General features: G+C 63.4%; 13 protein-coding genes. 3 read left to right on the top strand and 10 right to left on the bottom strand.

Going from position 1 to position 12804, the window contains the following annotated elements:
* Positions 1–36: 36 nt before the first annotated feature.
* Positions 37–1044, top strand: coding sequence for a response regulator (locus LDO41_RS14495; protein ID WP_223989269.1), 1008 nt, complete (start codon positions 37–39; stop codon positions 1042–1044).
* On the opposite strand, the gene LDO41_RS14500 is transcribed toward LDO41_RS14495, so the two are convergent.
* On the bottom strand, positions 1026–1322 hold the full coding sequence (locus LDO41_RS14500; RefSeq protein WP_223989272.1) for a hypothetical protein: 297 nt from the start codon (positions 1320–1322) through the stop codon (positions 1026–1028). The genes LDO41_RS14495 and LDO41_RS14500 overlap by 19 nt on opposite strands.
* Here LDO41_RS14500 and LDO41_RS14505 point away from each other — a divergent pair.
* Positions 1321–2142 (top strand): DUF4397 domain-containing protein, encoded by an 822-nt coding sequence (locus LDO41_RS14505; protein ID WP_223989275.1) that lies wholly within the window; start codon positions 1321–1323, stop codon positions 2140–2142. The genes LDO41_RS14500 and LDO41_RS14505 overlap by 2 nt on opposite strands.
* 29 nt (positions 2143–2171) lie before the next feature.
* Here LDO41_RS14505 and LDO41_RS14510 read toward each other — a convergent pair whose 3' ends face one another.
* From LDO41_RS14510 to LDO41_RS14525, 4 genes are all read right to left on the bottom strand, one after another.
* On the bottom strand, positions 2172–2486 hold the full coding sequence (locus LDO41_RS14510) for a PadR family transcriptional regulator (RefSeq protein ID WP_223989277.1): 315 nt from the start codon (positions 2484–2486) through the stop codon (positions 2172–2174).
* A gap of 122 nt (positions 2487–2608) precedes the next feature.
* Complete coding sequence (locus LDO41_RS14515) at positions 2609–4111, bottom strand: tripartite tricarboxylate transporter permease (protein ID WP_223989279.1); 1503 nt, start codon at positions 4109–4111, stop codon at positions 2609–2611.
* A gap of 13 nt (positions 4112–4124) precedes the next feature.
* A complete protein-coding gene (locus LDO41_RS14520; protein ID WP_223989281.1) occupies positions 4125–4586 on the bottom strand; it encodes a tripartite tricarboxylate transporter TctB family protein in 462 nt (153 codons plus the stop codon).
* Positions 4587–4988: 402 nt separating this feature from the next.
* The gene (locus tag LDO41_RS14525; RefSeq protein WP_223989283.1) at positions 4989–6461 is read right to left on the bottom strand and encodes an MATE family efflux transporter; all 1473 of its coding nucleotides are present in this window, start codon (positions 6459–6461) and stop codon (positions 4989–4991) included.
* A 205-nt stretch (positions 6462–6666) separates the two neighbouring features.
* Here LDO41_RS14525 and LDO41_RS14530 point away from each other — a divergent pair, with 205 nt between their 5' ends.
* Complete coding sequence (locus tag LDO41_RS14530; RefSeq protein ID WP_223989285.1) at positions 6667–8094, top strand: NAD-dependent succinate-semialdehyde dehydrogenase; 1428 nt, start codon at positions 6667–6669, stop codon at positions 8092–8094.
* A gap of 18 nt (positions 8095–8112) precedes the next feature.
* On the opposite strand, the gene LDO41_RS14535 is transcribed toward LDO41_RS14530, so the two are convergent.
* The 5 genes from LDO41_RS14535 to LDO41_RS14555 are packed head-to-tail and all read right to left on the bottom strand — an operon-like array spanning position 8113 to position 12803.
* Complete coding sequence (locus tag LDO41_RS14535) at positions 8113–8469, bottom strand: cytochrome C oxidase subunit IV family protein (protein WP_223989287.1); 357 nt, start codon at positions 8467–8469, stop codon at positions 8113–8115.
* 8 nt (positions 8470–8477) lie between these two features.
* Positions 8478–9173 (bottom strand): heme-copper oxidase subunit III family protein, encoded by a 696-nt coding sequence (locus LDO41_RS14540; RefSeq protein ID WP_223989289.1) that lies wholly within the window; start codon positions 9171–9173, stop codon positions 8478–8480.
* Between the two features lie 23 nt (positions 9174–9196).
* Entirely contained in the window at positions 9197–9835 is a 639-nt protein-coding gene (locus LDO41_RS14545; RefSeq protein WP_377741526.1) for a cytochrome c oxidase subunit 3 family protein, read from the bottom strand.
* Positions 9832–11589, bottom strand: a complete 1758-nt coding sequence (gene ctaD / locus LDO41_RS14550; RefSeq protein ID WP_223989291.1) for a cytochrome c oxidase subunit I — start codon at positions 11587–11589, stop codon at positions 9832–9834. The genes LDO41_RS14545 and ctaD overlap by 4 nt, the downstream gene beginning before the upstream one ends.
* A 17-nt stretch (positions 11590–11606) precedes the next feature.
* Positions 11607–12803 (bottom strand): cytochrome c oxidase subunit II, encoded by a 1197-nt coding sequence (locus LDO41_RS14555; protein WP_223989293.1) that lies wholly within the window; start codon positions 12801–12803, stop codon positions 11607–11609.
* Position 12804 lies beyond the last annotated feature (1 nt).

The raw sequence follows: 12804 nt of genomic DNA on the forward strand, positions 1-12804 counted from the left end.
GTCAAAGGGCGATAAAGAAAAGATTAGGAAGCAATCATGTCAAGACACAACGACCAGGCCGATGCGGCGGCCAACAGCGAGTACCTGTCGATGGTGCTGCTGGTCGACGACCAGGCCATCATCGGCGAAGCCATCCGGCGCGCGCTTGCGGGCGAGTCCGATATCGACTTTCACTACTGCGCCCAGCCCGAGGAAGCGGTGGCCGTGGCCGAACGCACGCAACCGACGGTCATCCTCCAGGATCTCGTGATGCCCGGCACCGACGGCCTGACGCTGGTGCGGCGCTATCGCGAGAATCCCGGCACGCGCGATATCCCGATCATCGTGCTCTCCACCAAGGAAGAGCCGACCATGAAGAGCGCGGCGTTCTCCGCCGGCGCCAATGACTACCTCGTGAAGCTGCCCGACAGCATCGAGCTGATCGCGCGCATTCGCTACCACTCGCGCTCGTATCTGAACCTGCTCCAGCGCGATGAAGCCTATCGCGCGCTGCGGCAGAGCCAGCAGCAATTGCTCGAGACCAACCTCGAGCTGCAGCGCCTGACCAACTCCGACGGCCTCACCGGCCTCTCCAACCGGCGCTACTTCGACGAGTACCTCGGTGCCGAATGGCGGCGCGCGCAACGCGAACAAACGCAGCTCGCGTTGCTGATGCTCGATGTCGACGCCTTCAAGGCGTACAACGACACCTACGGTCATGTGGCCGGCGACGAGGTATTGCGTCAGGTGGCCGGCGTCATTCGCGACAACTGCACGCGTCCGGCCGACCTGCCCGCGCGTTTCGGCGGCGAGGAGTTCTCGATGATCCTGCCGTCGACGTCGCCGGGCGGCGCACGGCTGCTCGCGGAGAAGGTGCGGCGCGCGATCGAGGGCCTGAAGATCCCGCATAGCGGCTCACCGAACAGCGAGTACGTGACGGTCAGCATCGGCGGCGCGGTCATCGTGCCGGAACCCGACAGCATCTTCAGCAGCATCGTCGAAGCAGCCGATAGCGGCTTATACCAGGCCAAGCGCGCCGGTCGTAATCAAGTCGTGATGGTGTAATTTTTTCCGCATGCCTCGCGCGGTGAAATATTTGCCGCGCGGCGCGCATCCCTTGCCCCGCCTGCCCTCGCGGCATTTTGCGGGCGCACGCTTGTGTCCGCAATGTAACCAAACTGTGGGATTCCTCCGACATGGATATCGGAGGTGCGCGTCTGCACCGCGCGTGCCGCGATGCATATCGTTGCATCACGGCATGCGCGACTTGCTTCAGCTGCCTCACCGCTGCCCCGGCACGGCTGCTTCGCGCCCTTCTTCCACAACGGCGAGGTGATTTTCATGAAAAATTTCAAGAACAAACTGACGGTAGGACTAGTAGTAGCGGCAACGGCGCTGCTGGCGGCATGCGGTGGTGGCGATGACGGCGTCGATGACCGCCTGGGCATCTCCCAGCCGTCCGTGCGACTGTTGAACACGGTTCCGGTGGGCGTGAACGTCGACCTGACCCAGAACGGCGCACCGACCCAGGTTTCCAACGCCCCCTACAAGTTCGTCTCGGCGTACTTCGATATCTCGAAGGACAACAACCTGTTCCAGCTGAAACTCGCCGGCACGCAGACCGTGATCGGCCAGACCACGATCAACGGCGCCACGGGCCACAAGTATTCGCTGATCGCCACGCCGGGCGCGACCAGCGCGGAGCTGGTCACGATCGACGACCCGTACGACAAGGGCCTGATCTCGGACAAGGCACGCGTGCGCGGCTTCAATGCGGCACTTAACTCGCAGAATATCGACATGTACATCACCGCGCCGGCGGTCGACCTGACAACGGTCGGCCCGACGCTGGGCGCCATTGCGTACAAGAACGCCAACCCGCCCTCGGGCGCCGATTCGATCTACTTCGACTCGGGTACGTACCGCCTGCGTATCACCACTGCCGGTACCAAGACCGTGATCTTCGACTCGGGTGCACTGACGCTGAATAACAATGCCGACTGGCTGATCACCACGATCCCGGTGGATGGCATTGGCGCCGTGGTGCCGAACCGCATCAAGGTGCTGGTCGCGACGAGCAGCACGGGTGCGGGCAACTCGACCGAACTGGTGACGCAACCGCTGACCCCGGTGGCGGCAGCTTCAGCGCCGGCCGCGCAGTAAGTACCTCGTCACCAACAAAAAACGCCGCTTCAAGCGGCGTTTTTTGTTTCCTCCACATCCCCGACATCGTCCCGCAGCACCGCGAGGTGCGACAGGTAGGCATCGAGCTCGGCGCGTCCCGCATCGGTAATGCAGTAGACACGGCCGTTGCCTTCCACGAGTTCCGCGGTAATCGCGCGCGCCATCATCAGGCTGCGCAGGATTGGCCGCAGTGCGCGGATGTTCTTGTCGATGCCGCGCGCGCGCAGCCGCTCGACGAGGTTGAACACCGTCGATGGACTGGACTGTACGAGCTTCAGGATGTAAAGCCGGAATACAACCCGGTCCAACGGGGGCGGGCTCATGGTGGTTATCATGCTGACACGCCAAAAAAGCGGGGTGCGCGTGGCACCCCTAAAGCTTGCGTTGCTAAGTTTAAACACGCACCCGCCGCCGAGGCGGGCGTAGTTCCGTTGCGCAGCGCGCTTTACTCTTCCTGGAACGCTTCTTCGCGCTTCGCCTTGATCGACGGCAGTGCCACCACGGCAACGAGTGCGCCAGCGGCGATCAGCAGACCGAGCGACAGCGGACGCGTGAAGAACACGCCGAAGTCACCACGCGACAGCAGCAGCGAACGACGGAAGTTTTCTTCCATCATCGGTCCCAGCACGAAGCCAAGCAGCAGCGGGGCCGGCTCGCACTTGAGCTTCAGGAACAGGTAGCCGATCACGCCGAAGGCAGCAGCCATGAACACGTCGAACGTCTGGTTGTTCACGGAGTAGACGCCGATACAGCAGAACGTGAGGATGGCCGGGTACAGGAAGCGATACGGCACGGTCAGCAGCTTCACCCAGATACCGATCATCGGCAGGTTCAGGATGATCAGCATCAGGTTACCGATCCACATCGAGGCGATCAGACCCCAGAACAGCGCGGGGTTGCTGGTCATCACCTGCGGACCCGGCTGGATGTTGTGGATGGTCATTGCACCGACCATCAGCGCCATCACCGCGTTCGGCGGAATGCCCAGCGTCAGCAGCGGGATGAACGAGGTCTGTGCGGCCGCATTGTTGGCCGACTCCGGACCCGCCACGCCTTCGATGGCGCCCTTGCCGAATTCATGCGCGTACTTCGAGGTCTTCTTTTCCAGCGAATAGGCTGCAAACGAAGCCAGTGCCGCACCGCCGCCCGGGAGGATGCCCAGCGCGGAACCCAGGAACGTGCCACGCAGCACGGCCGGGATCATGCGTCGGAAGTCTTCCTTGGTCGGGAACAGGTTCGTCACCTTGTTCGTGAACGTCTCGCGGGCTTCCTTCTGCTCGAGGTTCGCGATGATTTCCGCGAAACCGAACATACCCATTGCCAGAGCCACGAAGTCGATACCGTCGGTCAGTTCAGGCACGTCGAACGAGAAGCGCGCCGCGCCCGAGTTCACGTCAGTACCAATCAGGCCGCACAGCAGACCCAGCACGATCATCGCAACGGCCTTCGGCAGCGAGCCCGAAGCCAGCACCACGGCACCGATCAGGCCCAGGCACATCAGCGAGAAGTATTCGGCAGGACCGAACTTGAACGCCAGTTCCGACAGCGGCGTGGCAAATGCGGCCAGGATCAGCGTCGCCACGCAACCAGCGAAGAACGAGCCCAGGCCAGCGGTTGCCAGCGCGACGCCAGCGCGTCCGCGCCGTGCCATCTGGTAGCCATCGATGGTAGTCACCACCGACGACGATTCGCCCGGCAGGTTCACCAGAATGGCGGTGGTGGAGCCACCGTACTGCGCGCCGTAGTAAATACCGGCCAGCATGATCAGTGCAGCCACCGGCGGCAGCGAGTACGTGACCGGCAGCAGCATCGCGATGGTCGCGAGAGGGCCGAGGCCCGGCAGCACGCCGATCAGCGTCCCGAGCACGCAGCCCAGGAACGCGTATGCGAGGTTCTGCAGCGTCAATGCCGTGGAGAAGCCCAGGGCAAGGTGATCGAACAATTCCATTTACGTGTGCTCCTTAGCCTGTGATGAAGGCCGGCCACACCGGCATCTGCAGATTGATACCGTAGACGAAGGCACCCAGGCTGATCAGCACCAGCACGACACCCGCGCACAGCGCGCCCTTCCAGCTGAACTCGTGGCTCGCCATCGACGACACCACCACCAGCACGAACACCGACAACACCATGCCGAGCGGCTTGAGCAACAGGCCGAACAGCACCACCGAACCCAGAATCCACAACAGCGTCTTCAGGTCCCAGCGGGCCAGTTGATCTTCCTCACCCTTAACGCTCAGCGAGCCGAACGTCACGATCACGCCGAGCAGGGCCAGAACCAGGCCCAGCAGGAACGGAAAGTAACCGGGGCCCATCTTCGCGGCGGTTCCCATCGAATAAGTACGGGCGACGAAGGAAAAGCTCAGACCGACCAGAATGAACATCAGGCCGGAGGCAAAATCCTTTTGGCTGCGTATGCGCAAAGCGAATCTCCTCAACGTTTATCAAACCTTGCCGCTTCGCGTACACGCCGGCTCTGGCGCGTCATGCGAGCACACACCAGAAAAGGTACGGTCGGCAGGATGGGACGAACAGTAGAGACGCGATCTTTCAGGCGCCTTTCAGTTGTCTGGTGTTTAGGGTATTCACCGAGACCTCACGATGAGCGCTGAAAACAAGGGCTTTTTGTCGATGTATCACGCTGTGATACATCTATGTACGATACGCGTACGTATGGTGCGGTGCGTCGAAAGGCGATTGAAAGCGAAGGGCCGCGTAATGCGCGGATCGAAGCTTTCGATTCGCTTACACGCCAGAAAATGGGGCGAACATTTGCACCGAAGTGCAAATGTCTCCCATGTGAAACTGCGCTGTATGTCTGAAGACTATCGCCCTACTTCAGCAGGGGCAGGCAGCACGGTCTTCGCTGCGTCCTCGCATGGCGTGCCCATGCTGGTATCGGCCGCCTGACCCATCGCGGTGGGCGCCGGCTCGTCGGGCAGGATATGGCTGCGGCGCCAATTGCCAAAGCGGTAATAGCCCCACGCCAGCACGACCGAGACCACCGAGCCGAGCGGAAAGCTCCACCAGATCGATTCGGCGCCGATATGCGGGCCGAGCAGCCATGCGAACGGCAGCCGGATGCCCCACATCGCGACGAACAGAATCACGAGCGGCGCCATCACCGCGCCGGTGGCACGCACGGTGCCGAAGATCACGATCGTGAAGCCGAACAGGATGAACGACCACAGCACCACGTGATTGATGTGCTGGGCGGTGGAGATCGCGAGGCTGTCGTCGCCGAGGAACAGGGTCAGCGAGTGGCGGTTGAACCCGTACAGCAGCGCGACCATCGCGCCGGTCATCGCCACATTGAACAGCAGACCGACCTGCGTGATGCGCGTCACGCGCGACCACAGCCCGGCACCGACGTTCTGCGCGACCATCGAAGACACGCTTGCGCCCACCGCGAGCGCGGGCATCTGCACGTACGTCCATAGCTGCGAGGCCACGCCGTAGGCGGCCGTGGTCTGCGAGCCGTAGGTGTTGACCAGCGACATCATGACGATGGCCGACGACGAGATCACCACCATTTGCAGGCCCATCGGCAGGCCCTTCATCACCAGCGCGCGCAGGATGGCACCGTTTGGCCGCAGCAGATGCGACTGACCGCGATGCAGCAGCAGGAAATGCTTGCGGCGATAGAGCAGCCAGATCATCGCGAACAGACTGGTCACCTGCGCGATCAGCGTGGCCAGCGCGGAGCCGGCGATGCCGAGCGCCGGAATCGGGCCCACGCCGAAGATCAGCACGGGATTGAGCACCACATCCAGCACCACCGACAGCAGCATGAAGTAGAACGGCGTGCGCGAATCGCCCGCGCCGCGCAGCGCCATCATCACGAAGTTGTAGAAGTACATGAATGGCAGCGCGATGAAGATCACGCGCAGGTACACCTCGGCCAGCGGGGTTGCGTCGGCTGGCGTATTCATGGCCGCGAGGATGGCCGGCGTGAACACGTACCCGAGCGCCGCGGCAAACACCGACAGCAGCACGAAGAAGGTGGTGCCGGTGCCGACCACGCGCCGCGCTTCCCCGATGTTGCGCGCGCCGACGGCCTGACCAATCAGGATGGTGTTGGCCATGCTGATGCCGAACACCACGCCGAGCAGGAAGAACAGGACGATGTTCGCGTTGGAGGTTGCCGTGAGCGCGGCCTCACCAAGATAGCGCCCGACCCAGACGGCGTTGATGGAGGCATTGAGGGACTGGAGCACGTTGCTGCCGAGTACCGGCAGCGAGAAGGCGAGAAGCGTGCGGCCGATCGGGCCGGTCGTAAGTCTGGCATCTGGTTTCATTCGACCGATTATAGGTGGATGGCACGGCGAACCATGTCGGTGCACGGCCGACGCGAAGGGGGGTATGGAGGGGGGACACCGAGGCACGCCCCATACGGGTGTGGTGCCGATGGTGCGCAATACACGCGCTCGGGGTAAGCTTGCGGTTTCGTTTTCGCCCACCCGCCGGCGCCCATGTTGCGGTGCCGCACCTCAGGAGACACGCATGTACCAGGATCTCGCCCTCTATATCGACGGGGAATTCGTCAAGGGCGGCGACCGGCGCGAGCAGGACGTGCTCAACCCGGCCACCCAGGAAGTCATTGGCAAGCTGCCGCACGCCTCCCGCGCCGACCTGGACCGCGCGCTTGCCGCCGCCCAGCGGGCATTCGAGTCCTGGAAGAAGACCTCGCCGCTCGAGCGCTCGAAAATCCTGCGCCGCGTAGCGGAACTGACCCGCGAGCGCGCCAAGGACATCGGCCGCAATATCACGCTCGATCAGGGCAAGCCGCTCGCCGAGGCCGTGGCCGAGGTCATGATCTGCGCCGAGCATGCCGAATGGCACGCCGAGGAATGCCGCCGCATCTATGGCCGCGTGATTCCGCCGCGCCAGCCCAATGTGCGCCAGCTCGTCGTGCGCGAGCCGATCGGCGTGTGCGCGGCGTTCACGCCGTGGAACTTCCCGTTCAACCAGGCCATCCGCAAGATGGTGTCGGCCATCGGCGCGGGCTGCACGCTGATCCTCAAGGGCCCCGAGGACTCGCCGAGCGCCGTGGTCGCGCTGGCGCAGCTGTTCCACGATGCAGGCCTGCCCCCGGGCGTGCTGAACATCGTGTGGGGCGTGCCGGGCGAAATTTCGACGTATCTGATCGAATCGCCGATCGTGCGCAAGATCTCGTTCACGGGCTCGGTGCCCGTGGGCAAGCAGCTGGCCGCGCTGGCCGGCGCGCACATGAAGCGCGTCACGATGGAGCTGGGCGGCCATTCGCCGGTGCTGGTGTTTGACGATGCCGATATCGAGCCGGCCGCCGAGATGCTCGCCCGCTTCAAGCTGCGTAATGCGGGTCAGGTGTGTGTATCGCCGACGCGCTTCTACGTGCAGCAAGGCGCGTATGACAAGTTCCTCGCACGCTTTACCGAAGTCATCGGCTCGATCAAGGTCGGCAATGGCCTCGAGGACGGCACGCAGATGGGTCCGCTGGCCCACGAGCGCCGCATCGCCTCGATGGAGCAGTTCCTCGACGACGCCAATCACCGCGGCGGCAAGGTTGTGGCCGGCGGTTCGCGCATCGGCGACAAGGGCTACTTCTTCGCCCCGACTGTGGTGACCGACCTGCCCGACGACGCCAAGCTGATGACTGACGAGCCGTTCGGCCCGGTGGCACCGGTGGTGCGCTTCAAGGACACCGAGGAAGTCCTGCGTCGCGCCAACAGCCTGCCGTTCGGCCTGGCCTCGTACGTGTTCACCAATTCGCTGAAGACGGCGAACCATGTGTCGAACAACCTCGAAGCCGGCATGGTCAACATCAACCATTTCGGCATGGCACTGGCTGAAACGCCGTTCGGTGGCATCAAGGACTCGGGCATTGGCAGCGAAGGCGGCCAGGAAACGTTCGATGGCTACCTCGTGACCAAGTTCATCACGCAGGTCTGAACGTCATCGGAAACGCTGTTATCGGAAGAACTCCCCGCGTGTCAGGAACGTGAAGTTGGCCTCCTCGGCCATCAGCCACACAAGTACCAGCAGACACAGCGGCGGCAGGAGGATGGCGCAGATCAGCGCCATCCTCTCCCATGCCATATGCATGAACACTGCGATGATCAGGCCGGCCTTCGCCGCCATGAAGATCAGGATCAAGCCCCAGCGCAGATACCCCTGCACGTGGAAGTAGTCCACCGCGTACGACATCATCGACAGCACGAACAACAGCAGCCACACCTTCAGGTAGAGGCCGATGGGATGCTGCTGGCCATGCGGCGTGGCCTGCGTGGCGGGCGAGGATGGGATGGCGGGGTTGTTGAGTTCCATGGCACACCTCACCAGAGGTAGAACAACGCGAAGATAAACACCCACACCAGATCCACGAAGTGCCAGTACAACCCGGCAATCTCGACGATCTGGTAGTTGCCGGTGCGCTCATAGCGCCCGCCCAGCACCCGCAGCGCCACCACTATCAGGTAGATCACGCCGCACGACACGTGCAGGCCGTGAAAGCCCGTGATCATGAAGAACGTGGAGCCGAACTGCGCGGCCCCCATCGGGTTGCCCCACGGTCGCACGCCCTCCTCGACGATCAGCTTGGTCCATTCGAATGCCTGCATGCCGACGAACATCGCGCCGAACAGCGCGGTGATCAGCATCAGAATCGCGCATTCGCGACGCTGGCGCCGGTAGGCGAAGTTGACGGCCATCGCCATGGTGCCGCTGCTGGTAATCAGCACGAACGTCATGATCGCGATCAGGATCAGGGGCACCGGTTGCCCACCGAACTCGAGCGCGAACACTTCGCTCGGATTCGGCCACGGCACCGTGGTGGACATCCGCACGGTCATGTAGCCCGTAAGGAAGCAGCTGAACACGAACGTATCCGACAACAGGAAGATCCACATCATCGCCTTGCCCCAGGACACCTTGAACGCGCGCTGATCGGAAGACCAGTCGGCGACAAGGCCCCGGACCCCTTCGGGCAACCTGGCGAGCGGATCCTGTGCGGTAGAAAGCGGCGCGGTCATGGCATCTCCTTTCCTGGCGTACCTCAAGCGGTGCCGCACAGATAGCGCACGAGCTCGGGCGTGAGCCAGCCGAGCGCGGCGACCAGCACGACCCAGACCGCCAGCAGGAAGTGCCAGTATCGCGCGCACAGCGCGATACGCCTCAGCGTGCGCGGCCCGCTGCCACGATCGGTCGCGACCATCGCCCACGCGACAATGCCGCCCAGCATGTGCAGACCGTGCATGGCCGTGAGCAGATAGAAGAAGCTGCCGGCCGGATTGTTGGCGGGCACCACATGCATCGCGTACAACGCGTGCCACGCCCATAACTGCGAGGCCACGAACGCCATCGCCCCCACGCCACCGAGCCGCAGGGCGATACGCGCGGGCGCCATGCGCCCTACGCGGCCGAGATGCGCGGAAGCCTGCATCGACACGCAGGCTCCGACCAACAACGCGGTGGAGAGCCACGTCTGCCACGGCAGCGCGACACGATGCCAATCGGGGCTGTCCATACGCATGATGTACGCGGCCAGGAACAGCGCGAACAATGACGTGACTACCGCCATGAAGAACCACAGGCCCGTGCTGCCGGGCATCGGGGTGGGCATGCCCGGCCGCGTATCGCCGGAGGTGGCCCCACCACCGGCACCCCCGGACGCATAGTTCGATTCGGTTCTCATGCCACGGCTCCCCGGCTGGAATGCGGCTCCGGTTCCGGCCCGCCCGCTTCGGGCGGCGCATTCTGTGCGATAAAGTCCTCGCGCGCGCCGGGCACGCTGTACGCGTAGGCCCAGCGATACACCACGGGCAGATGCGGCCCCCAATTGCCGTGCGCGGGCGGCGTGTCCGGCGTCTGCCATTCGAGCGAGGCGGCACGCCATGGGTTGGGACCCGACGCGCGCCCCCGGACCAGGCTCCACCCGAGATTGAACACGAACAGCAATTGCGCCCCGGCCACGATAAAGGCCGCGATCGAGATATACATGTTCATCACGTGCGCCGACTCCGGAATGAACGCGTAGTTCTCGTAGGCGTAATAGCGGCGCGGCATGCCGAGGATGCCAAGGTAGTGCATCGGGAAGAAGATCGCGTAGGTACCGACGAACGTGATCCAGAAATGGATACGCCCCAGCGTGTCGTTGAGCATGCGACCCGTGACCTTCGGGTACCAGTGATAGATGCCGCCGAACACCACGAGGATCGGCGACACGCCCATCACCATATGGAAATGCGCGACCACGAAGTATGTGTTCGACAGCGGAATGTCCACGCTGACATTGCCGAGGAACAGCCCCGTGAGCCCACCGATCACAAAGGTGCTGATAAATGCGATCGCAAACAGCATCGGCACCGAGAAGTGGATATCGCCACGCCACAACGTGATGACCCAGTTGTAGACCTTGATCGCCGTCGGCACCGCGATGATCAGCGTGGTCGTCGCGAAGAAAAAGCCGAAGTACGGGTTCATGCCGCTGACGAACATATGGTGTGCCCACACCACGACTGACAGTAGGCCGATGGCGAGAATCGCCCACACCATGGTGCGATAACCGAAGATGCTCTTGCGCGCATGGACGCTGACGAGATCGGACACGATGCCGAACGCGGGCAGCGCCACGATATAGACCTCGGGATGCCCGAAGAACCAGAACAGATGCTGAAACAGCAGCGGACTGCCACCCTTGTAGTCGAGCTGCTGCCCCATCGAGACCATCGCCGGCATAAAGAAACTCGTGCCGAGGGTCTTGTCCAGCAGCATCATCACGCCCGAGACGAACAGCGCCGGAAATGCCAGCAGCGCGAGGATCGTCGCCATGAAGATGCCCCACACCGACAGCGGCATGCGCAGCAGCGTCATGCCCTCGGTGCGTGCCTGCAGCACCGTGGTCACGTAGTTGAGCCCGCCCATGGTCGCGGCGACGATAAAGATCACCAGCGAAACCAGCATCAGGATGATGCCCCAGTCATAGCCAGGTGTGCCTGGCAGGATCGCCTGCGGCGGATAGAGCGTCCAGCCCGCGCCGGTGGGTCCGCCCGGCACGAAGAAGCTCGACAGCAACACCAGCACCGACAGAAAGTACACCCAGAAACTCAGCATGTTCAGGTACGGGAACACCATGTCGCGCGCGCCGACCATCAGCGGGATCAGGTAGTTGCCAAACCCGCCGAGAAACAGTGCTGTCAGCAGATAGATCACCATGATCATGCCGTGCATGGTGACGAACTGGTAATAGCGGCTGGCGTCGATAAACGAGAACTGCCCGGGAAAACCGAGCTGCAGGCGCATCAGGTTGGACAGCGTGACGCCGATCAGTCCGACGAAGATCGCGACGATCGTGTACTGGACCGCAATCACCTTGTGATCCTGGCTCCAGACATAACGCGTCCAGAAACTCTGTGGGCCGTGGTCCGGAGATGCTTCGGCATGGCTCATGCGTGACCTCCCTTGGTCTACTTTGCTCCCGCCTGTGGCGCCCCACCCGCGGCGGCGCCCTGCGCGCGGATATAGGCCGTCAACGCGGCCACCTCGGCCTCGGTCACCGGCAGCTTCGGCATCAGCGGCCCGAAGCCCTTGACCAGCCGCGCATGCGGGTCCTCGATCTCTTGCTTCAGGAATGCATCGTCGACCGTGGCCGTACTGCCGTCGACGAACGTCTCGGTCTTGCCGTAGAGCCCCTTCCACGTCGGCCCCACGCCGGGCGCGCCATCGATACTGTGGCAACCCACGCAGCCCTTGCTCTGCGCCAGCGAGCGCCCCATCTCGATCAGATCGGCCGCGGCCGCCACGCCGGCACCGCCCGTGCCACCAACGGCCCCCGCGCCTGCCGTAGGGGCCGCCGCCACCGGTGCGATCGCCCGCACCTGCGTCATGGCGAAGGTCTGCTGTTTGGCGAGCCACGCCTCGAACGCGGCCGGCTCATCCACGACGACGTGCCCTCGCATGTTGTAGTGCCCCACGCCGCAAAGCTGCGCGCACAGGATGTCGAAGCGCCCGGTCTGCGTCGGCGTGAACCAGAACGAGGTGATCATGCCCGGCACCATGTTCATGCGCGCGCGAAATGGCGGCACATAGAAGTCATGCAGCACATCCTTGGAGCGCAGCAGTACCTTGATAGGTTGGTTCAGCGGCAGATGCACCTCGGGCCCAACCACGATCACGTCGTCCTGCCCGTTGGGATCGCCAGGGTTGACGCCTAGCGGATTGGTCGCGCTGACAAAGCGCATGTCGGAGGTGCCGAGCTGCCCGCCGCGCCCCGGAAAACGGAAGGCCCATTGCCACTGCTGCCCTACCACCTCGAGCACCATCGCCTGCTGTGGCGGCCGCACGTAGTCCGCGTAGACGAACAGCCCGGGGGCGAGCAACGCGATGATGCCGACCGTGGTGATGGCAATCAGGCCCCATTCGAGCCGGCGATTTTCAGGCGCGTAGTGCGCGCGATGCCCCTCGCGATGACGATCGCGCCAGACGATGTAGCCGAGGAGCAGATTGATGACGACGAAGAAGACGCCGGTGATGGCGAGGGTAATGGTCAGCGTGTCGTCCATCTGCTTCCAGTTGGACGCCAGCGGCGTTGCCCACCACGGGCTCAGGAAATGAAAGAGCACCGAAGCGACAACGAGGACCACGAGCGCAATGGCGATGGCCATA

The organism is Cupriavidus pampae, assembly GCF_914271485.1.
Classification (GTDB): Bacteria; Pseudomonadota; Gammaproteobacteria; order Burkholderiales; family Burkholderiaceae; genus Cupriavidus; species Cupriavidus pampae.

Excerpts from the sequence above, each read along its gene's own strand:
- LDO41_RS14495 (WP_223989269.1), top strand. The coding sequence starts at position 37 with ATGTCAAGACACAACGACCAGGCCGATGCGGCGGCCAACAGCGAGTAC.
- LDO41_RS14505 (WP_223989275.1), top strand. The coding sequence starts at position 1,321 with ATGAAAAATTTCAAGAACAAACTGACGGTAGGACTAGTAGTAGCGGCA.
- LDO41_RS14500 (WP_223989272.1), bottom strand. The coding sequence starts at position 1,322 with ATGAAAATCACCTCGCCGTTGTGGAAGAAGGGCGCGAAGCAGCCGTGC.
- LDO41_RS14510 (WP_223989277.1), bottom strand. The coding sequence starts at position 2,486 with ATGAGCCCGCCCCCGTTGGACCGGGTTGTATTCCGGCTTTACATCCTG.
- LDO41_RS14515 (WP_223989279.1), bottom strand. The coding sequence starts at position 4,111 with ATGGAATTGTTCGATCACCTTGCCCTGGGCTTCTCCACGGCATTGACG.
- LDO41_RS14525 (WP_223989283.1), bottom strand. The coding sequence starts at position 6,461 with ATGAAACCAGATGCCAGACTTACGACCGGCCCGATCGGCCGCACGCTT.
- LDO41_RS14530 (WP_223989285.1), top strand. The coding sequence starts at position 6,667 with ATGTACCAGGATCTCGCCCTCTATATCGACGGGGAATTCGTCAAGGGC.
- LDO41_RS14535 (WP_223989287.1), bottom strand. The coding sequence starts at position 8,469 with ATGGAACTCAACAACCCCGCCATCCCATCCTCGCCCGCCACGCAGGCC.
- LDO41_RS14540 (WP_223989289.1), bottom strand. The coding sequence starts at position 9,173 with ATGACCGCGCCGCTTTCTACCGCACAGGATCCGCTCGCCAGGTTGCCC.
- LDO41_RS14545 (WP_377741526.1), bottom strand. The coding sequence starts at position 9,835 with ATGAGAACCGAATCGAACTATGCGTCCGGGGGTGCCGGTGGTGGGGCC.
- ctaD (WP_223989291.1), bottom strand. The coding sequence starts at position 11,589 with ATGAGCCATGCCGAAGCATCTCCGGACCACGGCCCACAGAGTTTCTGG.
- LDO41_RS14555 (WP_223989293.1), bottom strand. The coding sequence starts at position 12,803 with ATGGCCATCGCCATTGCGCTCGTGGTCCTCGTTGTCGCTTCGGTGCTC.